This window comes from Stenotrophomonas sp. P5_A9, from assembly GCF_056400525.1.
Window position 1 is genome coordinate 19053 of record NZ_JBFULC010000009.1, and the last position, 24129, is coordinate 43181.

The following is a 24129-nucleotide window of genomic DNA, read 5'->3' on the forward strand; positions in this document are numbered from 1 at the left end:
TTCTCCTAGTGAATCCCCGGCCGTCGCCGGGGATTCTCCAATGTGAATTACTTCGAATACAACTCGACGATCAGCGCTTCGTTGATATCCGCAGGCAGGTCCGCACGATCCGGAACAGCCTTGAAGATGCCGGCGAACTTGCCGGAATCCACTTCAACCCACGACGGACGCAGGTCGTGCGTGGCAGACACGGTCAGGGCTTCCTGAACGCGCAACTGCTTGGCAGCCTTTTCGGACAGCGCGACAGCGTCGCCAGCCTTGACCTGGTACGAAGCCAGGTTGACCGACTTGCCGTTCACGGTGACACCGCGGTGCGAGACCAGCTGACGGGCAGCCGGACGGGTCACAGCGAAGCCCATGCGATAGACAACGTTGTCCAGGCGGGTTTCCAGCAGCTGCAGGAGGTTCTCGCCGGTGTTGCCCTTCTTGGTCGAGGCCTTCTTGTAGTAGTTGCGGAACTGACGCTCCAGCAGACCGTAGATACGCTTGACCTTCTGCTTTTCACGCAGCTGGGTAGCGTAGTCGGACAGCTTGCCCTTACGGGCAGTGGCGCCGTGCTGGCCGGGCTTCTGCTCCAGCTTGCACTTGGAGTCCAGCGCGCGCGCCGGGCTCTTGAGGGAAAGGTCGGCGCCTTCGCGGCGGGCGAGCTTACAGGTAGGACCGATATAACGAGCCATTTCTTATCGCTCCTTTAGACGCGACGCTTCTTCGGCGGACGGCACCCGTTGTGCGGGATAGGCGTCACGTCGATGATGTTGGTGATCTTGTAGCCCACGTTGTTCAGCGAGCGCACGGCCGACTCACGACCCGGACCCGGGCCCTTGATGCGGACTTCCAAGGACTTGACGCCGTAGTCGAGCGCGGCACGGCCGGCCTTCTCGGCAGCCACCTGGGCAGCGAACGGGGTGGACTTACGCGAACCGCGGAAGCCAGCGCCACCGGAGGTCGCCCACGACAGAGCATTGCCCTGACGGTCGGTGATGGTCACGATGGTGTTGTTGAAAGAAGCATGGACGTGGGCGACGCCGTCAGTGACGACGCGCTTGATCTTCTTCTTGGTCTTAGCGACGGGCTTAGCCATTTCTTAGGTCCCTTACTTCCTGATCGCCTTGCGCGGGCCCTTGCGGGTGCGGGCGTTGGTACGGGTGCGCTGGCCACGAAGCGGCAGACCGCGACGGTGACGCAGACCGCGGTAGCAGCCCAGATCCATCAGGCGCTTGATCGCGATACCGATTTCACGGCGCAGATCGCCTTCCACGATGTACTTGCCGACTTCGAGACGCAGGCGCTCGATTTCCGGTTCGGACAGGTCGCGGATCTTGGTGGTCGAGGTAACGCCTGCGGCGTCGCAGACCTTCTTCGAACGGGTACGGCCGATGCCGTAAATGCTTTGCAACCCGACCCAGACGTGCTTCTGGGCTGGCAGGTTGACGCCTGCAATACGCGCCATGACGCGGTTCTCCAGCTGAGTGATGGCCGACAGCGCACCTTGGGCGCGCTAATCCGGCAGGATGGATCAAAAAAGTGAACTAGCGATTCTATCAAGGTCTCGGTGTACTTGGAAGTCCGTGGAACCTCAAAGGTTCCATGGACCCGGCGTGGGGAGTGTGCCCATGCTCCGGCGCCGGATGTCGTTGACTGCGGAGGTTGCCCTCTTCGTCGCCCGCGCTACTCCTGCGCGGGACCACCACATCACACCCCCACCCGAAACCGCTGCGGGGGCCGCCCTTCGATTTGGAAGGCCAGGTCCGGGAACCGGAGGGGCCTTCGCAACAAGAAGAATAGTGTAACAGGCTTATCAGCCGCGAGCAAAACCGCCGCGGTTGCCGCCCTTCAGGTTGGCCTTCTTCAACAGGCTCTCGTACTGGTGCGACATCAGGTGCGCCTGGATCTGCGCGATGAAGTCCATCACCACCACCACCACGATCAGCAGCGAGGTGCCGCCGAAGTAGAACGAGGCGCCCAGCTGGGTGCGCATGATTTCCGGCAGCAGGCAGACGATCACCAGGTACAGCGAGCCGGCCGCGGTCAGGCGGGTCAGCACACCGTCGATGTAATCGGCGGTGGCCTTGCCCGGACGAATGCCCGGAATCAGCGCGCCCGACTTCTTCAGGTTGTCGGCGGTTTCCTGCGAGTTGAACACCAGCGCGGTATAGAAGAACGCGAAACCGGTGATCAGCGCAGCGAACACGATCATGTGCAGCGGCTCGCCCGGACCCAGCGCATTGGCAACCTTCTGCAGCCACGTGGCCGAACTGGCCTGGCCGGACCACATGGCCAGGGTCGTCGGGAACGCCAGGATGCTCGAGGCGAAGATGGCCGGGATCACGCCCGCCATGTTCAGCTTCAGCGGCAGGAACGAGGTCTGGTTCATGTACGCATTGCGACCGCCCTGGCGGCGCGCGTAGTTCACCGTGATCCGACGCTGGCCACGCTCGACGAACACCACGAAGTAGGTGAAGGCCAGCACCACCAGCACGATCAGCAGCAACGAAATGAAGCTCATGTTGCCGTCGCGGTAGGCTTCCACGGTGTGGATGACCGCGCCCGGCAGGCCGGCGACGATGCCGGCGAAGATGATCAGCGAGACGCCGTTGCCGATGCCACGCTCGGTGACCTGCTCGCCAACCCACATCAGGAAGATCGTACCGGCGGTCAGCGCGACGATGGCGGTGAGCACAAAGCCCATGCCCGGGGCGTACACGACCGGCGCGCCGCTCGGCGACAGCTGGTTCTGCAGCGCCAGCGCAATGCTGCCGCCCTGCACCACGGCCAGCAACACGGCGCCGATGCGGGAATATTGGGTGATCTTGCGACGGCCTGATTCACCTTCCTTCTGCATTGCCTTCAATGCCGGGAAGATATGGACCGCCAGCTGCATCACGATGGACGCCGAAATGTACGGCATCACGTTCAGCGCGAAAATGCTGAAACGGTGCAGGGCGCCGCCCGAGAACATGTTGAACATGTCCACGATGCCGCCGCCCTGCGCCTGCATGAGCGCAAGCATGGCATCGGGATTCACGCCCGGCACCGGCACATAACAGCCGATGCGATAGACGATCAACGCCCCGATGACGAACAGCAGACGCTGACGAAGTTCCGTGAACTTGCCGAGCCCGCCGCCGAGGTTACCAATGCCAGCTTGCGCCATGTCTTACTCCTGTACGCTGCCGCCGGCAGCTTCGATCGCGGCCTTGGCACTGGCCGTTGCAGCGACGCCCTTCAGGGTGAACGCCTTGGTCAGGTCGCCCTTCATGACGATCTTGGCACGCTTCGCGGTGCTCGGGACCAGCTTGGCAGCGCGCAGCGCGGCGAAGTCGATCTCGCCCGCTTCCAGGCGTTCCAGCTGGTAGGACAGCACTTCAGCGGTGTCCTTGGCGATCTTGGAACGGAAACCGACCTTCGGCAGACGACGCTGCATGGGGGTCTGGCCGCCTTCGAAGCCTGCCTTGATCTTGCCGCCACCCTTACGGGCAAACGAACCCTTGTGGCCGCGGCCGCAGGTCTTGCCCAGGCCGGAGCCGATACCACGACCGACGCGGGTACGCTCTTTGCGAGCGCCCGGTGCCGGGCTCAGTTCATTCAGATGCATGGTCATTGGATTATTCCTCAACCTTGACGAGGTAGTGGACCTTGTTGATCAGACCGCGAACCTGCGGGCTGTCCTTCAGTTCACGGACATCGTTGAGCTTGCTCAGACCCAGGGCACGCACCGACAGGCGGTGACGCGACTGGGCACCACGGAGGCCGCGCACCAGGCGGACCTTGACGGTCTTGACGGTTTCATTAGCCATGGTTGAGATCCTCTACCTTCTTGCCGCGCTTGGCTGCAATGCGAGCCGGCGACTGCATTTCGCCCAGGCCCTTCAACGTGGCGCGAACCAGGTTGATCGGGTTGCGCGAACCGACGGCCTTGGCCAGCACGTTCTTGACGCCAACGGCTTCCAGCACGGCGCGCATGGCACCACCGGCGATGACACCGGTACCTTCGGAGGCCGGCATCATGAACACGCGGGCTGCGCCGTGGCCGGACTTCACCGGGTGCCACAGGGTGCCGTTGTTCAGATCGACGTCGGCCAGGTTCTTGCGCGCCTGCTCCATCGACTTCTGGATGGCGACCGGCACTTCACGCGCCTTGCCGTAACCGAAACCGACCTTGCCTGCGCCGTCACCGACCACGGTCAGTGCGGTGAAGGTGAACTGGCGACCGCCCTTGACGGTCTTGCTGACGCGGTTGACCGCGACCAGCTTCTCGATCATGCCGTCGTCGACTTTCTCTTCGCGGTTACGGTCGCGATCGCGACCCCGCTGCTGACGTTCTTCTGCCATGTTGATTCCTTGATTGGTTGGGTATGTACGGCTCAGGGCCGCTTATAGCTGTGAAGTGGTGCGGTGAACCGATCGCCCTTGCAGAAGAAGGACGTCGTCCGGCGCAACCCGCGCCGGCAGGCAGGTGGGAGCAGGAGAAACCCCTGCCCCCGAATCCCTTAGAACTGCAGGCCGCCTTCGCGGGCTGCGTCGGCCAGTGCCTTGATGCGACCGTGGTAGCGGTAGCCCGAGCGGTCGAAAGCGACCTTCTCGATGCCCGCAGCCTTGGCGCGCTCGGCGACCAGCTTGCCGACCTTGGTGGCGGCGTCGCTGTTCTTGCCGTTCTTCAGGCCTTCCTTGACGTCGGCCTGGGTGGTGTTGGCAGCAGCCAGCACCTTGGAGCCATCGGCGGTGAAGACCTGGGCGTACAGGTGCTGACCGGTGCGCAGCACCGACAGACGCGGCACGCCGAGAACGCGGATGTGTGCACGGGTCGACTTGGCGCGACGCAGGCGGGCGATGTTCTTGTTGATGCTCATGATTTGAGTTCCTTGAAAGCTGAAGTGAAGCGGGCTTTTGCGTTGAGAAACCCGGCCGGTGACGGCCAGGCTCCCGTGGAAGTTCCCGCGCCTGATTAGGCCTTCTTGGCTTCCTTACGAATGATGACTTCGCCGGCGTACTTCACACCCTTGCCCTTGTAGGGCTCCGGCGGACGGAAGCCACGGATCTTGGCAGCCACTTCACCGACGCGCTGCTTGTCGGTGCCCTGGACCAGCACTTCGGTCTGGGTCGGGGTCGAGATGGTGATGCCTTCCGGCGCCACGAACAGGACCGGATGCGAGAACCCGAGCGACAGGTTCAGATCCTTGCCCTGCATGGCGGCACGGTAACCGACGCCGACCAGCTCGAGCTTGCGCTCGAAGCCTTCGGTGACGCCGTGGACCATGTTGGCCAGGATCGCGCGCACGGTGCCGGTGAGGGCAAGCAGGCTCGGATCGTTGGCGGCCAGGTTGGCAACGCCGTTTTCGATGGTGATTTCAACGCCAGCAACCTTGGGCAGCGACAGGGTGCCCTTCGGGCCCTTCACGCTGACGGATTCCGGCTGGATGTTCAGTTCAACGCCCTTGGGCAGGTTGACCGGCTTCTTGGCTACGCGGGACATAGTTGGTTCCTTCTCGCCTTAGGCCACGAAGCACAGGACTTCRCCGCCGACGCCCAACTGGCGCGCCTGCGCATCAGTCATGATGCCCTTGGAGGTGGAGATGATGGCGATGCCCAGGCCGTTGAGGACCTTCGGCAGTTCGGACTTGCCACGGTACTGGCGCAGACCCGAACGCGAGAAGCGCTTCAGGGTCTCGATGACCGGCTTGCCCTCGAAGTACTTCAGGACGATTTCAAGCTCGGCCTTGTTGTTTTCGATCTTGGTCACGCGCAGGTCGGTGATGTAGCCCTCGGACTTCAACACTTCTGCGATGGCAACCTTGATGTTGGACGACGGTGCTTTCACCGTCTGCTTACCAACCGCGGCCGCATTCTTGATGCGTACCAGCAGGTCGGCGATGGGATCAGTCATGCTCATAGTCGATACCTTTGAGTGCACCGATATCCGCTTTCGCGAAAATCTTGCTGTGTTCCTGGGATGGGCCAGTACCCTTCACGCGCTGCTCACGTCTTGCGAGCAGGCAAGACGCGGGAGTATACGGCAAAAAGAGCCCGACTTGCGTCGGACTCTTCAATTGGGAACAAACCTGAACAACCGGTCGGTCCCCCTGCCCCGCACCCAGGGGGATGCGAGGCAGGTTCCGGGACGAATCCCTTACCAGCTGGCCTTGCGCAGGCCCGGCACGTCGCCACGCATGGTGGCTTCGCGCAGCTTGTTGCGGCCGAGGCCGAACTTGCTGTAGACGCCACGCGGGCGGCCGGACAGTTCGCAACGGTTGCGGTGGCGGCTCGGCGACGAATCGCGCGGCAGCTTCTGCAACTTGACGACAGCGTCGGCCTTTTCGTCGTACGAAGCGGTCGTGCTGGAGATGATCTTCTTCAGCTCTTCACGCTTACCAGCGAACTTGACGGCCAGCTTGGCGCGCTTCAGATCGCGGTTGACCATGGAGGTCTTTGCCATATCGGATTCCTCGACGTATCAGTTACGGAACGGGAACTTGAACGCTGCAAGCAGCGCCTTCGCTTCCGCATCGGTCTTGGCGGTGGTGGTGATGGCGATATCCATGCCGCGGATCGCGTCGACAGCGTCGAAGTCGATTTCCGGGAAGATGATCTGTTCCTTCACACCCATGTTGAAGTTGCCACGACCGTCGAAGGAACGACCCGAGACACCACGGAAGTCGCGCACGCGCGGCAGCGAGATGTTGATCAGGCGATCCATGAACTCATACATCTTTTCACGACGCAGCGTGGTCTTGCAGCCGATCGGCCAACCATCGCGGATCTTGAACGAGGCCACCGAGACGCGGGACTTGGTCACGATCGGCTTCTGACCGGAGACCTTGGCCATGTCGGCGACGGCGTTTTCCAGGATCTTCTTGTTCGTGGCTGCTTCACCGACACCCATGTTCAGGGTGACCTTGACCAGCTTCGGAACCTGCATCGGATTGGTGTAGCCGAACTGCTTCATCAGCGCCGGCACCACTTCTTCCTTGTAGAACTTTTCGAGACGGGTATTCATCAGCGCATCCTCAGGCGTCGAGCGCCTCACCGCTGGAGCGGAACACACGCAGTTTGCGTCCATCCTCCAGCACTTTGAAACCAACGCGTTCGCCTTTGCCCGAAGCCGGGTTCAGCACATTCACGTTGGAGATATGGATCGACGCTTCACGCTCGACCACGCCGCCGGCAACGCCTGCCTGCGGGTTCGGCTTGGTGTGGCGCTTGACGATGTTCACGTTGGCGACGATCACACGATCGCCGTCGACGCGGACGATTTCGCCCTGCTTGCCCTTGTCCTTGCCGGTGTTGACGACGACCTGGTCGCCCTTCTTGATACGGTTAGCCATGATTATCTCCTGTCGCTCACAGCACTTCGGGAGCGAGCGAGACGATCTTCATGAACTTCTCGGTACGAAGTTCACGAGTCACCGGTCCGAAGATGCGGGTGCCGATCGGCTCTTGCTTGTTGTTGAGCAGGACCGCAGCGTTGGCGTCGAAACGGATCAGCGAACCGTCGGCGCGACGCACACCCTTGCGGGTACGCACCACGACGGCGTCGAACACTTCACCCTTCTTGACCTTGCCACGCGGAATTGCATCCTTCACGGTTACCTTGATGATGTCACCGATGTGGGCGTAGCGACGCTTGGAGCCGCCCAGCACCTTGATGCACATCACTTCCTTGGCACCGGAATTGTCCGCGACCTCGAGGTAGCTCTGCATCTGGATCATGATTCAGATCTCCTTATTCAGCCGCACGCGTGATGACTTCCACCACGCGCCAGTTCTTGGTCTTGGACATCGGAGCAATTTCGGTCACGCGGACGACATCGCCTTCGTTGCAGGCGTTGTCGGCGTCGTGTGCGTGGAGCTTGGTCGAACGCTTGATGTACTTGCCGTACAGGGCGTGCTTGACCAGGCGTTCCACCAACACGGTGACCGTCTTGTCCATCTTGTTGCTGACGACACGGCCTTCGACCGTGCGCAGCGTCTTGTTTTCAGTATTGTCGCTCATCGCGGCCATCCTTACTTGGTGCTGCCGAGCAGGGTCTTGACGCGAGCAATCTCGCGGCGGACCCGGCGGGTTTCGTGAGTCTTCGGCAGCTGGCCGGTAACCTGCTGCATGCGGAGCGAGAACTGCTCCTTACGCAGATCGGTCAGGTGGGCCTTCAGATCGTCAGCCGACTTTTCGCGAAGTTGTTTGATATCCATTACATCACCGTCCGGGTCACGAAGGTGGTGGTCACGGAGAGCTTGGCGGCCGCCAGGCGGAACGCCTCGCGAGCCACGTCTTCACCCACACCTTCAATTTCATAGATCATGCGGCCGGGCTGGATCTGGGCGACCCAGTATTCCACGTTGCCCTTACCAGAACCCATTCGGACTTCGATGGGCTTCTTGGTGATCGGCTTGTCGGGGAACACTCGGATCCACATCTTGCCACCGCGCTTGACGTAGCGGCTGATCGAGCGGCGGGCCGCTTCGATCTGACGCGCGGTCAGCTGACCGTGGGCGGTTGCCTTCAGGCCGTACTCGCCGAAGCTGACAGCATTGGCGCTCCAGCTCAGGCCATCGTTACGGCCCTTGTGTACCTTGCGGTACTTGGTTCGCTTGGGTTGCAACATTGTCGTTACCTCGCTTCACGGGCCGGGCGCTGACGGTCACCACGGTCGCCGCGATCGTTACGATCGTTGCGCGGGGAATCGTCCTGCTTTTCCTGGCCAACCTGGGAGAAATCGAAAACCTCGCCCTTGTAGATCCAGACCTTGATGCCGATGATGCCGTAGGTCGTCTTGGCTTCAGCGAAGCCATAGTCGATGTCGGCACGCAGCGTGTGCAGCGGCACGCGGCCTTCGCGGTACCACTCCGAACGGGCGATTTCTGCACCGTTCAAGCGGCCACCGACGTTGACCTTGATGCCCAGGGCACCGAGGCGCATCGCGTTGCCGACCGAGCGCTTCATTGCACGGCGGAACATGATGCGACGCTCCAGCTGCTGCGCGATCGACTCGGCAACCAGCTGCGCGTCCAGCTCGGGCTTGCGCACTTCGGTGACGTTGATGTGCGCCGGGACGCCCATCATCTCGCTCACTTCCTTGCGCAGCTTTTCGATGTCCTCACCGCGCTTGCCGATCACCACGCCCGGACGGGCGGTGTGGATCGTCACGCGAGCGGTCTTTGCCGGACGCTCGATAAGGATCTTGCTGATGCCGGCCTGCGCAAGCTTCTTGCGCAGCATTTCCCGCACCTTCAGGTCGGCTGCCAGATAACCAGCAAACTCGGCCTTGTTGGCGTACCACTTGGAGTTCCAGTCCTTGGAAATGCCGAGGCGGATACCAATCGGATGAACTTTATGACCCATGGTGTTTTCCTTTCCGCTTACTTGCCGGCGCCCACAACCACAGTGATGTGGCTGGTGCGCTTGAGGATGCGGGTGCCGCGGCCTTTCGCCCGCGCCATGAAACGCTTCAGGGTCGGACCTTCATCTACCATGATGGTCTGAACCTTCAGCTCGTCGACGTCGGCGCCCTGGTTGTTTTCGGCATTTGCGATAGCCGACTCCACCACCTTCTTGATCAGGTGGGCAGCCTTCTTATCCGAAAACTTCAGCAGGTTGACCGCACGCTCGGCCGGCAGGCCACGCACCTGGTCTGCGACCAGGCGGGCTTTCTGCGCAGAGATGCGCGCGGAGCGCAGGATTGCTTTCGCTTCCATTGTCATCTCTCCTTACTTGCCCGACTTCTTGTCACCACCGTGACCCTTGAAGGTCCGGGTGATGGCAAATTCGCCGAGCTTGTGGCCGACCATGTTCTCGTTGACGAGCACCGGGACGTGGTTCTTGCCGTTATGAACGGCGATGGTGATGCCTACCATTTCCGGCAGGATCATCGAACGGCGCGACCAGGTCTTGATCGGCTTCTTGCTACCCGCAGCGGCCTCCACCTTCTTGACGAGGTGGTGATCGACGAACGGGCCCTTCTTGAGTGAACGTGCCATGGTCGATTAGCCCCTACGATCGCGGACGATGAATTGCTGGGTGCGCTTGTTCTTGCGCGTCTTGTAACCCTTGGTCGGAACACCCCACGGGGTGACCGGATGCGGATTACCCTGGCCGGCCTTCGCCTCACCACCACCGTGCGGATGGTCAACCGGGTTCATGGCAGCACCACGAACGGTCGGGCGAACACCGCGCCAGCGCTTGGCGCCAGCCTTGCCCAGCTTTTCCAGGTTGTGTTCGTCGTTACCGACTTCACCGATGGTGGCGCGGCACTCGACCGGCACCTTGCGCATTTCACCCGAGCGCAGGCGCAGGGTGGCGTAGATGCCTTCACGAGCGACGAGCTGCACGGCGGCGCCGGCGGCACGGGCGATCTGGGCACCCTTGCCCGGCTTCAGTTCGATGCCGTGGACAGTGGTACCGACCGGGATGTTGCGCAGCGGCAGGGTGTTGCCCGCCTTGATCGGCGCGTCCGAGCCCGCGATCACCTGGTCACCGGCCTTCAGGCCCTTCGGTGCGATGATGTAGCGGCGCTCGCCGTCGACGTAGCACAGCAGGGCGATATGGGCGGTGCGGTTCGGATCGTATTCGATGCGTTCCACGCGCGCCGGAATGCCTTCCTTGTTGCGCTTGAAGTCGATGACGCGGTAGTGCTGCTTGTGACCACCACCAACGTGACGGGTGGTGATGCGGCCGTGGTGGTTACGACCACCGGACTTACTCTGCGGCTCCAGCAACGCTGCGTGCGGTGCGCCCTTGTGCAGATCGGGCGTAACCACGCGCACGGCCGAACGGCGGCCGGGGGAAGTGGGCTTGAATTTCATCAATGGCATGGGATGGACCTCAGGCCTTGGCCGTTACATCGATGGACTGGCCATCGGCGAGACGCACGTATGCCTTGCGCCAATCGCCGCGACGGCCGGTGCGGTTACGGAAGGACTTGTTCTTGCCCTTCACGTTCAGCACGTTGACCGACTCGACCTTGACGGCGAACAACTGCTCTACCGCGGCCTTTACATCGGCCTTGGTCGCTTCGTTCGACACTTCAAAGACATACTGGTTGGAATGTTCCTGCAGGCGCGCGGTCTTTTCGGAGACTCGCGGAGCACGCAGCACGCTGAAGACTTTCTCGTTGGCGCTCATGCCAGCCACTCCTCGACCTTCTTGACCGCGTCAGCGGTGATGACGACCGTGTCGGCACCGACCAGCGACACCGGGTCCAGACCCTGGACGTCACGCACTTCCACGTAGGGAATGTTGCGCGCCGACAGGTACAGGTGCTCGGAGGCATCTTCGGTGACGATCAGCGGGCGCTTGCCCACTTCCAGGCCGGCCAGCTTGGCGATCAACGACTTGGTGTTGGTCGCTTCGACATCGAAGGACTCCACGATCGTCAAACGGCCCTGACGGTTCAGCTCGGACAGGATCGCGCACATGGCTGCACGGTACTGCTTGCGATTGACCTTCTGCTCGAAGCTGCGCGGCTTGGCCGCGAAGGTGACACCACCGCCGACGAAGATCGGAGCCGTCAGTGCGCCATGACGCGCGCCGCCGCCCTTCTGCTTCTTCGACTTCTTGGTGGTACCAGCCACTTCAGAGCGAGTCTTCTGCGCCTTGGTGCCGGCGCGACCGGCGTTGCGGTAAGCAACGACGACCTGGTGAACCAGATCTTCGCTGAAATCGCGACCGAACACGGCATCGGAGACCGAGACCTTGTTGTTGCTACCCGTGATAACGAGTTCCATCGTCATCTCTCCTTATGCCTTGCTAGCCGGACGAACGATCACGTCACCACCCGCTGCGCCCGGAACGGCACCACGGATTGCGATCAGACCACGTTCGACATCGACCTTCACCACTTCAAGGTTCTGGGTGCTCTGCTGCACCGAACCCATGTGGCCGGACATCTTCTTACCCGGGAAAACACGACCCGGGGTCTGGCGCTGGCCCAAGGAACCCGGCGCGCGATGCGACAGCGAGTTACCGTGGGTTGCATCGCCCATACGGAAGTTGTAGCGCTTGATGGTGCCCTGGAAGCCCTTACCCTTGGTGACACCCTGGACGTCGACCTTCTGGCCAACTTCAAAGATGTCCGCCTTGACTTCGCCGCCGACGGCGAAATCGCCGAGCTGCGCGTCTTCAACGCGGAATTCCCACAGGCCACGACCGGCTTCGACCTTCGCCTTGGCGAAGTGACCGGATTCGGGCTTGTTGACCAGGGCAGCGCGACGCGCGCCGACGGTCACCTGCACGGCGCTGTAGCCGTCAGCTTCGACGGTCTTGATCTGCGCGATGCGGTTCGGGGTGGCTTCAATCAGGGTTACCGGGATGGCCTGGCCATCTTCGGTGAACACGCGGCTCATGCCAGCCTTGCGGCCCACGAAGCCCAACGAATATTTCTTCGTCATGGTCGTAGTCCTCAGGTCAGCTTGATCTGAACGTCGACGCCGGCAGCCAGTTCGAGCTTCATCAGCGCGTCCACGGTCTTGTCGTTCGGGTCAACGATATCGAGCACGCGCTTATGCGTGCGGGTCTCGTACTGGTCACGCGCGTCTTTGTCGACGTGCGGGGAAACGAGAATGGTGTAACGCTCGATCTTGGTCGGCAGCGGGATCGGGCCACGCACTTGCGCGCCGGTCCGCTTTGCCGTTTCTACGATCTCGCTGGCCGAACGGTCGATCAAACGATGATCGAACGCCTTCAGCCGAATCCGGATCTTTTGGTCCGCCATGACGGTGGGTTCCTTCGTTAAAAGAGCGACGGACAAGGCCTCTGGGTTGCCTTGTCCCATGAATATCCTGAATGCAGACGCCGCACATTCCCGTGCGGCGACAAGATCTTTCCGTAGACCTCAAAAATCGAGGCAGACCGGTCTCCCGATCTGCCCAGACAAAAAGTATAGCGCGCATACAACGTGGCGGTCAACAGGGGACCTGTTGACACTGCCTGAATGGCGCGACCCTTCCTGGTCTGGGGAACACGAGGAGCTTCCTGCGCCTCTTTTCCCGTTTGGTTCCGCCCCGATGCCCTACCCAGGCAACATCGGGGCGAAGATTCTAGCAGATTACTTGAGGATCTTGGAGACCACGCCGGCGCCGACGGTACGACCGCCTTCACGAATCGCGAAGCGCAGGCCTTCATCCATGGCGACCGGGTTGATCAGGGTGACAACCATCTTCACGTTGTCGCCCGGCATGACCATTTCCACGCCTTCCGGCAGCTCGACCGCACCGGTGATGTCGGTGGTACGGAAGTAGAACTGCGGACGGTAGCCCTTGAAGAACGGGGTGTGGCGGCCGCCTTCATCCTTGGACAGGACGTAGACTTCGGCGTCGAACTGGGTGTGCGGCTTGATCGAACCCGGCTTGCAGAGGACCTGRCCACGCTCGACGTCGTCACGCTTGGTGCCGCGCAGCAGCAGACCGGCGTTGTCGCCTGCCTGACCCTGGTCGAGCAGCTTGCGGAACATTTCCACGCCGGTCACGGTGGTCTTGACGGTGTCGCGGATACCGACGATTTCGATTTCTTCGCCGACCTTGATCACGCCGCGCTCGATACGACCGGTCACCACGGTGCCGCGGCCCGAGATCGAGAACACGTCTTCGACCGGCATCAGGAATGCCTTGTCGACGTCACGCTCCGGCAGCGGGATCCAGGTGTCCAGCGCCTCGACCAGCTTGATCACCGACGGCACGCCGATGTCGCTCTGGTCGCCTTCCAGCGCCAGACGGGCCGAGCCCGCGATGATCGGGGTGTCGTCGCCCGGGAAGTCGTACTTGCTCAGCAGCTCGCGGACTTCCATTTCGACCAGTTCCAGCAGCTCGGCGTCGTCCACCATGTCGGCCTTGTTCAGGAACACGACGATGTACGGCACGCCGACCTGACGCGACAGCAGGATGTGCTCGCGGGTCTGCGGCATCGGGCCGTCAGCGGCCGAGCAGACCAGGATCGCGCCGTCCATCTGGGCAGCACCGGTGATCATGTTCTTGACGTAGTCAGCATGGCCCGGGCAATCCACGTGGGCGTAATGACGCTCGGTGGATTCGTATTCGACGTGCGCGGTCGAGATCGTGATGCCACGCGCCTTTTCTTCCGGCGCGGCGTCGATCGCGGAGTAATCCTTGAACTCGCCACCGAAGCGCTCAGCACCGATCTTGGTCAGTGCGGCGGTCAGCGTGGTCTTGCCGTGGTCGACGTGACCGATGGTGCCGACGTTGACGTGCGGCTTGGTGCGCTCGAACTTACCCTTGGCCATGGCTGCTTATCTCGAAATCGTCTGAATTGGTAGCACTTAGATGGTGCTCACGAAAGGAATCGAACCTTCGACCTCCTCCTTACCAAGGAGGTGCTCTACCGACTGAGCTACGTGAGCGAGTTTTGTATTATGGCACGAATTTGAATATATTCAAATTCATTCAATGGAGCGGGAGACGGGGATCGAACCCGCACCATCAGCTTGGAAGGCTGAGGTTCTACCATTGAACTACTCCCGCATCGGAAGCTCTTGCCACAACATGAAACTGGTGGAGGGAGGTGGATTCGAACCACCGAAGGCGTAAGCCAGCAGATTTACAGTCTGCCCCCGTTGGCCGCTTGGGTATCCCTCCTTACCACCCTGTCCCGTGGCGCCGAAGCGTTTTCGGTGTGGGGTGGAAGAGCCGTGAATTTTGGGGGTGAAGACTGGTTCTGTCAACACTCTTTTTCAACTTTTTCACAGCAATCGCAAATTCCGCCGCAACGACGGGCTATTGCGCGGGAAGCGGCAGCGCTTCGTCGGCAAAGATGGCCACGTGCGGCACGCCGTCGGCCCCGATCCAGCCGCGGTACATGCCCTGGGTGTTGAACGGCGTGGCCACGCGACCGTCGGCGGACAACACGATCGCCCCACCGTCGCCGCCCAGCGCGGGGATGCGCGCGTTGATCACCGCGCGTCCGGCCTCGGCCGGGCTCTGCTTGAGGTACTGCATGCGTGCGCAGATGTCGTAGGCGGCGGCGGTGCGGATGTAGTACTCGCCCCAGCCGGTGCCCGACACCGCGCACATGTCGTTGGCATAGGTGCCGGCGCCGATGATCGGCGAGTCGCCGACGCGGCCAAAGCGCTTGTTGGTCATGCCGCCGGTGGAGGTGCCGGCGGCCAGGTGTCCCTGCGCATCGAGCGCGATCGCACCGACGGTGCCGAAGTGGCGCGCGGTCTCCAGATCGGCATGGGCCTGGCCGCTGGCCTGTTCCTTGAGCGCTTTCTGCAGTTGCTGCCAGCGCTTCCCGGTGCGGAAGTAGGACGGATCGACCAGCGTGATGCCCTGGGTGGCGGCGAACGCTTCGGCGCCCTGCCCGACCATCATCACGTGCGGGGAATGCTGCATTACCGCCTCGGCCAGCAGGATCGGGTTGCGCACCCGCTGCACCCCAGCCACCGCACCGGCCTTGAGCGTGGCGCCATCCATCAGCGACGCATCCAGTTCGTTGCGGCCATCGTGGGTGAACACCGCGCCCTTGCCCGCATTGAAGGTGGGATCGTCCTCGAGCACGGTGATGGCTGCGGTGACCGCGTCCAGTGCCGGCTTGCCCGCAGCCAGCACGGCATGGCCTTTCAACAGTGCCTGCTGGAGGGCGGCGCGCGCGGCTTTTTCCTCGGCCGGCGACAGATCCTTGCGCTCCACGCCGGCACCGCCATGAAGGACCAGCACCGGGCTGGCGGCGGTAGCCGCCAGCGGCATCGACAGGCACAGCGACAACAGCAACGCGGTTGGACGGGACATCGGCGGCACCGGCAGGTTGGGAAGGTCCATCATGGCCGCAGATGCGCGGCGCGGGTAGGCCTGTGCCCTGCCCAGCTGGACCTTGCGCGTGATCCGGGTATCGCTGCGGCCAACGGGTGCGCGCTACCGCAGCTGCAGGTGGCCGTCGCGGATGTCGGCGGTCATGCGGAAGGCCGCATCGTCCACGCCGAATCCATCCAGATGCAGCAGGCTGCCGCTGCCCACGCCGGTGACCGGGATCGCGTGGAAATCCAGCGGTTCACCATCGCGCAGGCGCTCGGCGGTATGCCGGGGCATCACCAGCCAGGCGTAGCCGTCGTCATTGCTGAGCACGCGCCCTCGCCCATCGGCCTCCACGCACAGCGCGGTGTCCTCGTCCACGCCGATGCCCACCATGTCATCACGCCCGGCCTGCAGAGCCGCCCGGGCAACGAAGACAATCAACCGGCCGAGCCGGTCACGCTTGCCGAAATGGGTGTCGGTGACCACGTTGGACAGGTACGGCAAGGTCAGGAAGTCGTTGTCCAGGGTGACCGCACTGCCCATCGGGTCGCGCAGCGCGCGTTCGGAGGTGACGCTGCCGCCGTCCAGGGCGCCGTAGCTGTACCCGCCAAGGATGGCCAACCCGGCACTGGTGCCGGCGATGGGGCGCCCGGCACGGACATGCGCGTTGAGCGCGGCATTGAGTGCGGTGCCTTTCCAGAAGCGGATGTAGCGGGACTGGTCGCCGCCGGCGATGAAGATCGCATCCGCCGCGGCCACCACCCGCAGCACGGCCGGGTCATCGGCGGCGCGGCGGCTGTCGAACACCAGGGTCTGCACCGAGGCGGCCCCTCCGATGCCGCGGTACAGGCGCTCCTGCAGGTCATCGGCGCCGGAGGCGCGCAGGATCACGACGCGGCCGTGCCCGGCCCGCTGCAGCCACCACTGGAACGCCTCGGGCACCCACTCCCCGCCTCCCATCAGCATCATCGCCGGTTCGGTATGCGCGGCCGGCGACGCGTCCAGGTCCCCGACCTCGTAGTAGCGATAACCGGGGTCCTGCAGCGATTGGGCATGGACCGGCGCAGCCAGGCCGACCGACAGCAGCCAGAGCAGGGGCGCGAGGGGGCGGAGAGCCTTGTGCACGCTGATCTCCCTGAACACATCGAGGGTGTAAACGCTTCCACTGTGTGCCAGAGAACATGGCAGTGGTCAACCCCGTAAAAAAGGCGTTAAATGCGCGCCGTCCATTCGCGAAATGTGAATGGGGGACAGGCCTCCCTCGAGGCCGACACTTTCTTCTCGAGAATTCTCATGCGTAAACAGGCGATGGCGTGGTCGATCCAGCTGGCGTTGATGGGTGTGGCCGCGACCGCGGGTGCCCAGACTTCCGCCCCCGGGGTGCAGCAACTGGACACGGTGCAGGTCACCGGGTCGCGCATTCCGCGTGCGCAGGTGGAGGGCCCGGCACCGGTGACGGTGATCACCGCCGAGCAGATCCAGGCCAGCGGCTTCACCAGCGTGCCCGATGTGCTGCGCTCGATGACCCAGAACGGGGGTGAGACCCAGAGCCAGCAGTCCTCCAGCGGCGCCGACTTCTCGCCCGGCGCGCAGCAGGTCGACCTGCGCGGGCTGGGCCCGAACCATACCCTGGTGCTGGTCAACGGCCGCCGCATCGCCGACTTCCCGATGCCGTTCCAGGGCCGCAGCAACTTCACCGACGTCTCCAACATCCCGATCGGGATGATCGAGCGGATCGAAGTGCTGACCGGCAGCGCCTCGGCGATCTACGGTTCGGACGCCATCGCCGGGGTGGTCAACTTCATCCTGAAGAAGCGCGTGGATGGCACGACCGTGGACATGCGCATGGGCACCACCACCGAAGGCGGTGGCGAGTCGTTCGACATCAGCCTGGCCAGCGGTTTCGATGCCGGTCGCTTCAGCGCGGTGTACAGCCTTGAGCTGCAGTCGCAGACGCCGCTGTGGGCCTATCAGCGCAGCCAGCAGGACGCCACCCAGGATGCGCCGACCGAGAGTGCGCGTGCCGCGCGCCGTGCCTACCTGCGCACCGACTACAACGATGATTACCTGGACCCGGGCCAGGCCACCTGCGATGCGCTGGCCGGGCAGAACCGTGGCAGCACCCGGTACGCCGAGCGCGCGCGCTACGGCTTCTACTGCGGCAGCGACACGTCCATCGGCTACGGCACCATCCTGAGCAAGCGCCGTGGCGTCAACGGCTATGCCTCGCTCAACTACGCCTTCGACAACGGGGCCAGTTGGTTTGCCGACGTGCAGATGGGCTACCACGACATCGCACTGATGCGCGATGTGACCCAGTGGGGCCGGATGGCTGCCGACGGCAACGAGGACGGCTACTTCTACAACCAGGCCACCGACCAGGTCGAGTTCTGGCAGCGTCAGTTCTCGCCGGAGGAAATGGGCGGGCTGCGCAACGGCATGATCCGCAGCACCCAGAAGACCTTCAGTGTCACCACCGGCTTCAAGGGCAGCCTGGACGCGAACTGGGATTACGAGGCCTCGCTGAGCCACTCGCAGTACCAGTCTTCGATCCGCTGGCCGCAGATCATCGCCGCCAAGGCCAACACGCTGTTCCTGGGCGAGCAGCTGGGCGAGTACACCGACGAGGATGACAACGTGTTCCCGGTATTCAACGCCGACCCGGCGCGCCTGTACCGGCCGCTGAGTCGCAGCGAATACGATTCGATCGCCGCCAAGACGACCTATACGCCGAAGTCGCGCACCGACACCGCCGCGCTGACCCTGACCAACGGCGCGCTGTTTGAACTCCCGGGCGGCAAGGCCGGTTTCGCCGCCACCGCCGAGTTCGGCAACCAGTCCTACGCGCTCAACCCCGATCCGCTGGCGACCGGGTACTACTACTACAGCTGGAAGGATTCGGACGGACACGGCAGCCGCAATCGCTGGGCCACGGCCGCCGAACTGCGCCTGCCGTTGCACGACACCCTCAACGTGAGCGTGGCCGGTCGCTACGACCAGTACCGCTATTCGGGCAACAGCATCGGCAAGGCGACCTGGAGTGGCGGCATCGAATGGCGCCCGATCGATACCCTGCTGGTGCGCGGCTCCTACGGCACCGCGTTCCGCGCGCCGGACCTGCACTACGTATACGCCGGCCCGGGCAATGACGAGACCAGCAACAACGACTACTACAACTGCCAGCTGGACCAGGCCGAGGACTGCTCGGACTACGAGGAAAACCTGATCCGCACCCGCGAGGGCAACCGCAATCTCGACCCGGAGACCAGCACCTCCTGGAGCGCCGGCCTGGTCTGGTCGCCGGCGATCGGCCTGGACCTGTCGGTGGACTGGTTCGACATCGACATGCGCAACCAGGTGCAGGACATGGACGTGGGCACCATCCTGCGCGATGAAGCGGCATGCCGGTTGGGCAACGCCGAGGCCGATTCGCCGACCTGCGTGGATGCGATCGGCCGGGTCACCCGCACCAGCGACGGCCGCCTCTACGGCGTGCACGTCAACCCGATCAACATCGCGCGCGAAACCACGCGTGGCATCGATGTGGGCCTGCGTTACCGGTTGAGCACCGGGCTGGGCGACTTCATCCTGAGCGGCAACCACACCTGGGTGAAGACGCACGACTTCCAGCAGTTCGAGGGTGATGTGGTCGAAGACCAGTTCGCGGTCAACAGCGGTTTCGACATCCCGCGCACCAAGACCAGCGCCAGCATCACCTGGGAGAAGGACGCCTGGTCGGCCACGGTCTACGGCTCGCGCCTGGGTCGGCTGCCGACCTACGACAGCTACGACCAGAGCGTCGACCCGGACAGCGGCGACAGCCCGTGGATCGGCGCCACCTACCGCTACAACGTGTCGCTGCAGTACCGCTTCGACGACCATTCGCGCCTGTCGCTGACGGTGGTCAACGTGGCCAACAAGATGCCGCCCAAGGACGTGACCTACACGCCCTACCCGTACTACGACGTGTCCTGGTTCGACACCGTCGGCCGTACGGTGAACCTGCAGTACACGCACAAGTTCGGCGGCACCGCGCTGTAAGCGGCGCCCTGCACGGAGCACTGGACGGGCCCGCCACTGTGCGGGCCCGTTCGTTTTCATCCAGCTGAACGGCGCCCGTGACGCGGTCGCGRCACGCCCGGTTTTAGGGATCGGCTGATGTGCGCGGGCGGCCACGCTTCCTAGCATGCGCGCATGCATCGTCTCCTGCCCCGACGTTCCACCCTCGACGCCCCGGTCGTAGCGGCCAACGTGCTGCTGCGCTGGTTGTCGCTGTGCGTGCTGTTCTGCCTGCTGGGCACGGCCGGGTTCTACCTGCTGGCGCAGCTCAGCGAGGACGTGTCGGTACATCGCCGCGACATGAACGCTGCCGCCTACCGGGCGCAGCTGTACTTCGACCATCGCGAAGCCCTGTTGAACTACCTGGTGGACTCGGTGGTGGAATCGCCGCTGCCCGCCGCCGCCCCGGCCCGGCCGGACGACGGCCAGGACAGCGAGGTACAGCGACTGCCGCTGGGGCCGGGCCGCGACGGCCGGCAGCTCAGCCTGCTGCTGTCCGCGCGCGCCGAGCAGACCCTGGCCGACTTCGGCGCGCGCCTGGTGCACGTGAGCAGCGATCCGCAGGCGCCACGCCAGTGGCTGCAGGGTCGGCACACGCCGGCAACACCCCCGCCGGCCGAGCTGACCGCGTCGGTACTGCGTGCGCATGCCGGCCGCGCCGCGCCCGGCACGGGCGTGTACTGGCTGCCGGCGAACCACCCCGGGGCCTCGATCTACCTGTACCGCGCAGCCGAAGAGGGCGCCGATCCGGCGCATTGGCTGGTGCTGGCGCTTGATCCAGCCGCGGTGGCGGACACGGTCTCCGGCAAAGACATCGGTGAGTTCCTGCTGCTCGACCAGCGCGGTCAGCCCGTGCTCTCCAGCCCTTCGGCCGAGCCGCCCACGACATGGCTGCGCGGCCAGCACGCAGATGCCTTCGCCTTCGTCTGGGCGCACGGGATACCCAAGGGGCTGGCTCTGGTGAAGAGCATCGGCCAGGACGGCTGGCGGCTCGTCTACCACCTTCCAGCGGCGCTGCTGCTGCGCGATATGGCCGTACACATCGCGGTGTCGCTGCTGGTATGCCTCGCCGCCATCGCGGCGTTGCGGTTGCTGATCCGACGCATCGACCGCCAGCTCATCCAGCCGGCACACCGCCAGCACCTGCGATTGCTGGAGAGCTTCGATTTCGGCAGCACGGTGATCGAGATGGCGCCGGTGGGCATGTGCGTGCTGCGCTGCCACGACGCCCGGGTGATGCTGGAAAACCAGCTCGCGCGGGACTGGTTGGGCAGTGATACCGGCACCGGCGACTGGACCGGGGCGTGGCGACGCACGGGCGACCTTGCCCAATGCACCGCGCGCAGCCGCCGCCCGGTCGACGTCACCACCGCCGATGGACGCCAGCTGCAGGTGCTGTACGCGGCCACGCGCTACCACGGTGACGACGTGCTGCTGTGCGTGTTCAACGACATCAGCCGGCACCGCCAGATCCAGGCGGCGTTGTCGGCGGCCAAGCAGGTGGCCGACGAGGCCAGCCAGGCCAAGAGCGCGTTCGTGGCTACCATGAGCCATGAGATCCGCACGCCGCTGTACGGCGTGCTGGGCACCCTCGAACTGCTGGGCAACACGACGCTGGATCCGCGCCAGGCCGAGTACCTGAAGACCATCCGGCACTCCTCGTCGGTGCTGCTGCAGTTGATCAGCGACATCCTGGATGTCTCCAAGATCGAATCGGGCCAGCTCACCTTGGCCACCACGGCGTTCTCGCCGCTGGACCTGGCCGAGACCACGCTGCGCGCCTACGCGGCCGCTGCGGCCCGCAAGCAGCTGCAGATGGTGGTCTGTACCGATCCGCGCCTGCCTGCGCAGCTCACCGGCGACGCCGACCGCATCCGCCAGGTGCTGGGCAACCTGCTCAGCAATGCGATCAAGTTCACCGACAGTGGCCGCGTCGTGCTGCGCGTCAAACTGATCGCCTGCGAGGGCGGCACCGCCACCGTCAGCTGGCAGGTCACCGACACCGGGATCGGGATCGCCGCGGCCGAACATGCGCGGCTGTTCGAGCCGTTCCGCCAGGCGGACGGCCCAGGCCGTTCGGACGGCACCGGCCTGGGGCTGTCGATCAGCGACCACCTCGTGCGGCTGATGAACGGCGACATGCGCCTGGTCAGCGAGCCCGGCCTGGGCAGCAGCTTCACCGTGATCCTGCCGCTGGGCGTGGATGCCGATGCATTGGGCGACGCCGGCGCCGATGGCCCGCGCCTGCTGTGCGACCCACCCGTGTACGTGCGCGCGGCCCTGGCCGAACTTGCCGACAGCGCCTGCCAATGGCTGCAGCGCTGGGGTGCCAGCGCGCGCCGTTACAGCACGGACATGCCTGTGCCGACGGAGCCGGGCGCGATCCTGGTCGACAGCGATCCGCGCGATGCGGTGCCGATCGCGTGGACCGGTCCGCGGGTGATCGCAACCGCCGACGCCGGCGACCCGTCCTGCGACGATCCGGCGCGACCGGATCAGCTGACGGTCACTACCCTCAGCATCCGCGCGATCGCCGATGCGGTGTTCCGCCTGCAGCATGGCAACCGGGCACCGGCGGTTTCGACGACGCCGGTCGTGCGTGCCGCGCTCGGCCTGCACGTGCTGATCGCCGAAGACAATCCGATCAATCGCCTGATCCTCAAGGAGCAGCTGGAAACCCTGGGCTGCAGCGTGGTCACCGCCTGCGACGGGCACGAGGCGCTGGCCTGCTGCACCGCCGAGGTGTTCGACGTGGTGCTGACCGACATCAACATGCCCGGCCTTGGCGGCCACGCGCTGGCCCGGCGGCTGCGCCAGCAGGGCCACGCGATGCCGGTGATCGGCGCCACCGCCAATGCCACCCCCGAAGAACGCGAGCGCTGCCTGGCCGGTGGCATGACCGACTACCTGGTGAAACCGATCGACATCGGCACCCTCCGCCATGCCCTGGGCGGACTGACCGCAGGAGCCCCGACGTGAGCAACCACCGTGTACTGATCCTCGAAGACCAGCCGTTCCAGCGCGGCTTCCTGGCCAACATGTTCAATGCCGCGCCCGGCATCGCCACCGACACCTGCGGCGATGCGGCGCATGCGGTGGAGATGTGCAACTGGCGCCGCTACGACCTGGTCGTGACCGACCTGATGATGCCGGGCGTGGATGGCATCCAGTTCATCCAGGCGCTGGCCGCGCAGCAGCACCGACCGATGCTGGCGCTGGTCAGCTCGGCCTCGCAACGGATGATGGCATCGGCACGGTTGATGGCCGAATCGCTGGGGATCACCGTGCTCGGCATCCTGCCCAAGCCGGTGTCCCCGGCCGATGTCGGCGAACTGCTGGCGCAACTTGACCACGCCAGCGCCGAGGCCCCCCCGCCGACCGCACCGGAGGAGGCTCCGATCCTGGCCAGCCGAGAGCGCCTGTGCGAGGCGATCGGCGACAGCCAGATCACCGCGTGGTTCCAGCCGAAGAAGTCGCTGGATTCAGGATTGGTGGTGGCCGCCGAAGCACTGGTGCGCTGGCGCCATCCCGAGCACGGCACGCTGCAGGCCGGTCGCTTCCTGCCGCTGATCGAACAGCATGGGCTGGAACCGGCGCTGCTGCGCCACATCCTCAAGGCCAGCGTGCAGGCCCAGGCGCGCTGGCGCGAACAGGGCTTCCGCATCCCGGTGTCGATCAACCTGCCACCCCACCTGCTCGAGCGCAGCAGCCTGCCCGACGAACTGCTGGAGCTGACCCTCAAGCACGGCGGCATTCCCGCGGATCTGTGCTTCGAACTGATGGAGAGCAGCACCACCCACCATGTCAGCGATTACTACGCCGGGGCCTGCCGGTTGCGCATGAAGGGCTTCGGACTGGCCCAGGATGATTTCGGCCAAGGCCTCAGTTCGGTGCACAATCTGGTCAGCACGCCCTTCACCGAGGTCAAGATCGACCGGGCACTGGTCCGCGGCTGCGCACGCGATCCGGCGCTGCACAGCGCGCTGGCCACGGTCATCGCACTGGGCAGCAAGCTGGGGCTGAACATCGTCGCCGAGGGTGTGGAAACCGATGCCGAGCTGGCCACCCTGCGCAGGCTGGGCTGCAACCAGGTCCAGGGTTTCCTGATTTCGCGCGCGATTCCCGCCGAAACCTTCGGTGCGTTGCTGGACCAGGAAAAGGCCGCACACCGGCACACCGAACTGGGCCACCCGGACACCCTCGCCACGCGCTGAGCTCTCACCGGCCAGCATTCACCATGCCATCCAGCGCGGCCCCGCACCCTTGTGCATCGGTTCACAACGGTTGACGATCGCAGGCACGCGGCATCGCGCGGCACCCAGCGCGTCGTTGCCA

General features: G+C 64.2%; 31 protein-coding genes and 3 tRNA genes. 3 read left to right on the forward strand and 31 right to left on the reverse strand.

The window, feature by feature from the left end:
• Positions 1-47: 47 nt before the first annotated feature.
• From rpsD to AC1DR7_RS04585, 31 genes are all read right to left on the reverse strand, one after another.
• The gene (gene rpsD / locus AC1DR7_RS04435) at positions 48-677 is read right to left on the reverse strand and encodes a 30S ribosomal protein S4 (protein ID WP_038690262.1); all 630 of its coding nucleotides are present in this window, start codon (positions 675-677) and stop codon (positions 48-50) included.
• 14 nt (positions 678-691) lie between these two features.
• Positions 692-1081 (reverse strand): 30S ribosomal protein S11, encoded by a 390-nt coding sequence (gene rpsK, locus AC1DR7_RS04440; protein ID WP_017355427.1) that lies wholly within the window; start codon positions 1079-1081, stop codon positions 692-694.
• 12 nt (positions 1082-1093) lie between these two features.
• Positions 1094-1450, reverse strand: a complete 357-nt coding sequence (gene rpsM, locus AC1DR7_RS04445) for a 30S ribosomal protein S13 (RefSeq protein WP_019186163.1) — start codon at positions 1448-1450, stop codon at positions 1094-1096.
• A gap of 348 nt (positions 1451-1798) precedes the next feature.
• A complete protein-coding gene (secY, locus tag AC1DR7_RS04450) occupies positions 1799-3154 on the reverse strand; it encodes a preprotein translocase subunit SecY (protein ID WP_256776226.1) in 1356 nt (451 codons plus the stop codon).
• A gap of 3 nt (positions 3155-3157) precedes the next feature.
• Positions 3158-3601, reverse strand: a complete 444-nt coding sequence (rplO, locus tag AC1DR7_RS04455) for a 50S ribosomal protein L15 (RefSeq protein WP_019186161.1) — start codon at positions 3599-3601, stop codon at positions 3158-3160.
• Between the two features lie 4 nt (positions 3602-3605).
• Positions 3606-3797 carry a 50S ribosomal protein L30 gene (gene rpmD / locus AC1DR7_RS04460; RefSeq protein WP_256776224.1) on the reverse strand — a complete coding sequence of 64 codons (192 nt, stop codon included), beginning with the start codon at positions 3795-3797 and terminating at the stop codon, positions 3606-3608.
• Positions 3790-4332, reverse strand: a complete 543-nt coding sequence (gene rpsE, locus AC1DR7_RS04465) for a 30S ribosomal protein S5 (protein ID WP_448135327.1) — start codon at positions 4330-4332, stop codon at positions 3790-3792. The genes rpmD and rpsE overlap by 8 nt, the downstream gene beginning before the upstream one ends.
• A gap of 158 nt (positions 4333-4490) precedes the next feature.
• On the reverse strand, positions 4491-4850 hold the full coding sequence (gene rplR / locus AC1DR7_RS04470; protein WP_256776223.1) for a 50S ribosomal protein L18: 360 nt from the start codon (positions 4848-4850) through the stop codon (positions 4491-4493).
• 95 nt (positions 4851-4945) lie between these two features.
• Entirely contained in the window at positions 4946-5473 is a 528-nt protein-coding gene (gene rplF / locus AC1DR7_RS04475; protein WP_256776222.1) for a 50S ribosomal protein L6, read from the reverse strand.
• Positions 5474-5491: 18 nt separating this feature from the next.
• Complete coding sequence (gene rpsH, locus AC1DR7_RS04480) at positions 5492-5890, reverse strand: 30S ribosomal protein S8 (RefSeq protein WP_256776221.1); 399 nt, start codon at positions 5888-5890, stop codon at positions 5492-5494.
• 237 nt (positions 5891-6127) lie between these two features.
• Positions 6128-6433 (reverse strand): 30S ribosomal protein S14, encoded by a 306-nt coding sequence (gene rpsN, locus AC1DR7_RS04485; RefSeq protein ID WP_256776220.1) that lies wholly within the window; start codon positions 6431-6433, stop codon positions 6128-6130.
• Between the two features lie 18 nt (positions 6434-6451).
• On the reverse strand, positions 6452-6994 hold the full coding sequence (gene rplE, locus AC1DR7_RS04490) for a 50S ribosomal protein L5 (RefSeq protein ID WP_176990876.1): 543 nt from the start codon (positions 6992-6994) through the stop codon (positions 6452-6454).
• A 10-nt stretch (positions 6995-7004) separates the two neighbouring features.
• Complete coding sequence (gene rplX, locus AC1DR7_RS04495; RefSeq protein ID WP_228886387.1) at positions 7005-7322, reverse strand: 50S ribosomal protein L24; 318 nt, start codon at positions 7320-7322, stop codon at positions 7005-7007.
• 16 nt (positions 7323-7338) lie between these two features.
• On the reverse strand, positions 7339-7707 hold the full coding sequence (gene rplN, locus AC1DR7_RS04500; RefSeq protein ID WP_038690286.1) for a 50S ribosomal protein L14: 369 nt from the start codon (positions 7705-7707) through the stop codon (positions 7339-7341).
• 13 nt (positions 7708-7720) lie between these two features.
• Positions 7721-7990 (reverse strand): 30S ribosomal protein S17, encoded by a 270-nt coding sequence (gene rpsQ / locus AC1DR7_RS04505; protein WP_017355414.1) that lies wholly within the window; start codon positions 7988-7990, stop codon positions 7721-7723.
• Positions 7991-8001: 11 nt separating this feature from the next.
• Positions 8002-8187 (reverse strand): 50S ribosomal protein L29, encoded by a 186-nt coding sequence (gene rpmC, locus AC1DR7_RS04510; RefSeq protein WP_017355413.1) that lies wholly within the window; start codon positions 8185-8187, stop codon positions 8002-8004.
• Complete coding sequence (rplP, locus tag AC1DR7_RS04515; RefSeq protein WP_068849463.1) at positions 8187-8600, reverse strand: 50S ribosomal protein L16; 414 nt, start codon at positions 8598-8600, stop codon at positions 8187-8189. Before rplP ends, rpmC begins: the two co-directional genes overlap by 1 nt.
• 5 nt (positions 8601-8605) lie before the next feature.
• Complete coding sequence (rpsC, locus tag AC1DR7_RS04520; protein ID WP_042614225.1) at positions 8606-9337, reverse strand: 30S ribosomal protein S3; 732 nt, start codon at positions 9335-9337, stop codon at positions 8606-8608.
• A 17-nt stretch (positions 9338-9354) separates the two neighbouring features.
• Positions 9355-9690, reverse strand: coding sequence for a 50S ribosomal protein L22 (gene rplV, locus AC1DR7_RS04525; RefSeq protein WP_017355410.1), 336 nt, complete (start codon positions 9688-9690; stop codon positions 9355-9357).
• A gap of 12 nt (positions 9691-9702) precedes the next feature.
• Positions 9703-9972: a 30S ribosomal protein S19 gene (gene rpsS, locus AC1DR7_RS04530; RefSeq protein ID WP_017355409.1), complete on the reverse strand. Its 270-nt coding sequence runs from the start codon at positions 9970-9972 to the stop codon at positions 9703-9705.
• A gap of 6 nt (positions 9973-9978) precedes the next feature.
• Positions 9979-10806, reverse strand: a complete 828-nt coding sequence (rplB, locus tag AC1DR7_RS04535; RefSeq protein WP_256776219.1) for a 50S ribosomal protein L2 — start codon at positions 10804-10806, stop codon at positions 9979-9981.
• A gap of 10 nt (positions 10807-10816) precedes the next feature.
• Positions 10817-11116 carry a 50S ribosomal protein L23 gene (gene rplW / locus AC1DR7_RS04540; RefSeq protein ID WP_256776218.1) on the reverse strand — a complete coding sequence of 100 codons (300 nt, stop codon included), beginning with the start codon at positions 11114-11116 and terminating at the stop codon, positions 10817-10819.
• On the reverse strand, positions 11113-11718 hold the full coding sequence (gene rplD, locus AC1DR7_RS04545) for a 50S ribosomal protein L4 (RefSeq protein ID WP_128095571.1): 606 nt from the start codon (positions 11716-11718) through the stop codon (positions 11113-11115). The genes rplW and rplD overlap by 4 nt, the downstream gene beginning before the upstream one ends.
• A gap of 12 nt (positions 11719-11730) precedes the next feature.
• Positions 11731-12381 (reverse strand): 50S ribosomal protein L3, encoded by a 651-nt coding sequence (rplC, locus tag AC1DR7_RS04550; protein WP_256776217.1) that lies wholly within the window; start codon positions 12379-12381, stop codon positions 11731-11733.
• Positions 12382-12392: 11 nt separating this feature from the next.
• Positions 12393-12704, reverse strand: coding sequence for a 30S ribosomal protein S10 (rpsJ, locus tag AC1DR7_RS04555; RefSeq protein ID WP_010341589.1), 312 nt, complete (start codon positions 12702-12704; stop codon positions 12393-12395).
• 333 nt (positions 12705-13037) lie between these two features.
• Complete coding sequence (tuf, locus tag AC1DR7_RS04560; RefSeq protein WP_256775013.1) at positions 13038-14228, reverse strand: elongation factor Tu; 1191 nt, start codon at positions 14226-14228, stop codon at positions 13038-13040.
• A gap of 41 nt (positions 14229-14269) precedes the next feature.
• Positions 14270-14345: transfer RNA gene (locus AC1DR7_RS04565), tRNA-Thr, on the reverse strand.
• Positions 14346-14392: 47 nt separating this feature from the next.
• Positions 14393-14466: transfer RNA gene (locus AC1DR7_RS04570), tRNA-Gly, on the reverse strand.
• A 28-nt stretch (positions 14467-14494) separates the two neighbouring features.
• Positions 14495-14580, reverse strand: a tRNA-Tyr gene (locus AC1DR7_RS04575).
• 138 nt (positions 14581-14718) lie between these two features.
• Positions 14719-15732, reverse strand: a complete 1014-nt coding sequence (locus tag AC1DR7_RS04580; protein ID WP_457321343.1) for an isoaspartyl peptidase/L-asparaginase family protein — start codon at positions 15730-15732, stop codon at positions 14719-14721.
• 123 nt (positions 15733-15855) lie between these two features.
• A complete protein-coding gene (locus tag AC1DR7_RS04585) occupies positions 15856-16860 on the reverse strand; it encodes a cyanophycinase (protein WP_457321345.1) in 1005 nt (334 codons plus the stop codon).
• Positions 16861-17028: 168 nt separating this feature from the next.
• Here AC1DR7_RS04585 and AC1DR7_RS04590 point away from each other — a divergent pair, with 168 nt between their 5' ends.
• From AC1DR7_RS04590 to AC1DR7_RS04600, 3 genes are all read left to right on the forward strand, one after another.
• Complete coding sequence (locus AC1DR7_RS04590; RefSeq protein ID WP_478051253.1) at positions 17029-19776, forward strand: TonB-dependent receptor plug domain-containing protein; 2748 nt, start codon at positions 17029-17031, stop codon at positions 19774-19776.
• Positions 19777-19929: 153 nt separating this feature from the next.
• On the forward strand, positions 19930-22773 hold the full coding sequence (locus AC1DR7_RS04595) for a response regulator (protein WP_478051252.1): 2844 nt from the start codon (positions 19930-19932) through the stop codon (positions 22771-22773).
• Entirely contained in the window at positions 22770-24008 is a 1239-nt protein-coding gene (locus tag AC1DR7_RS04600) for an EAL domain-containing response regulator (protein ID WP_457319208.1), read from the forward strand. Before AC1DR7_RS04595 ends, AC1DR7_RS04600 begins: the two co-directional genes overlap by 4 nt.
• The last annotated feature ends 121 nt before the right edge of the window (positions 24009-24129 follow it).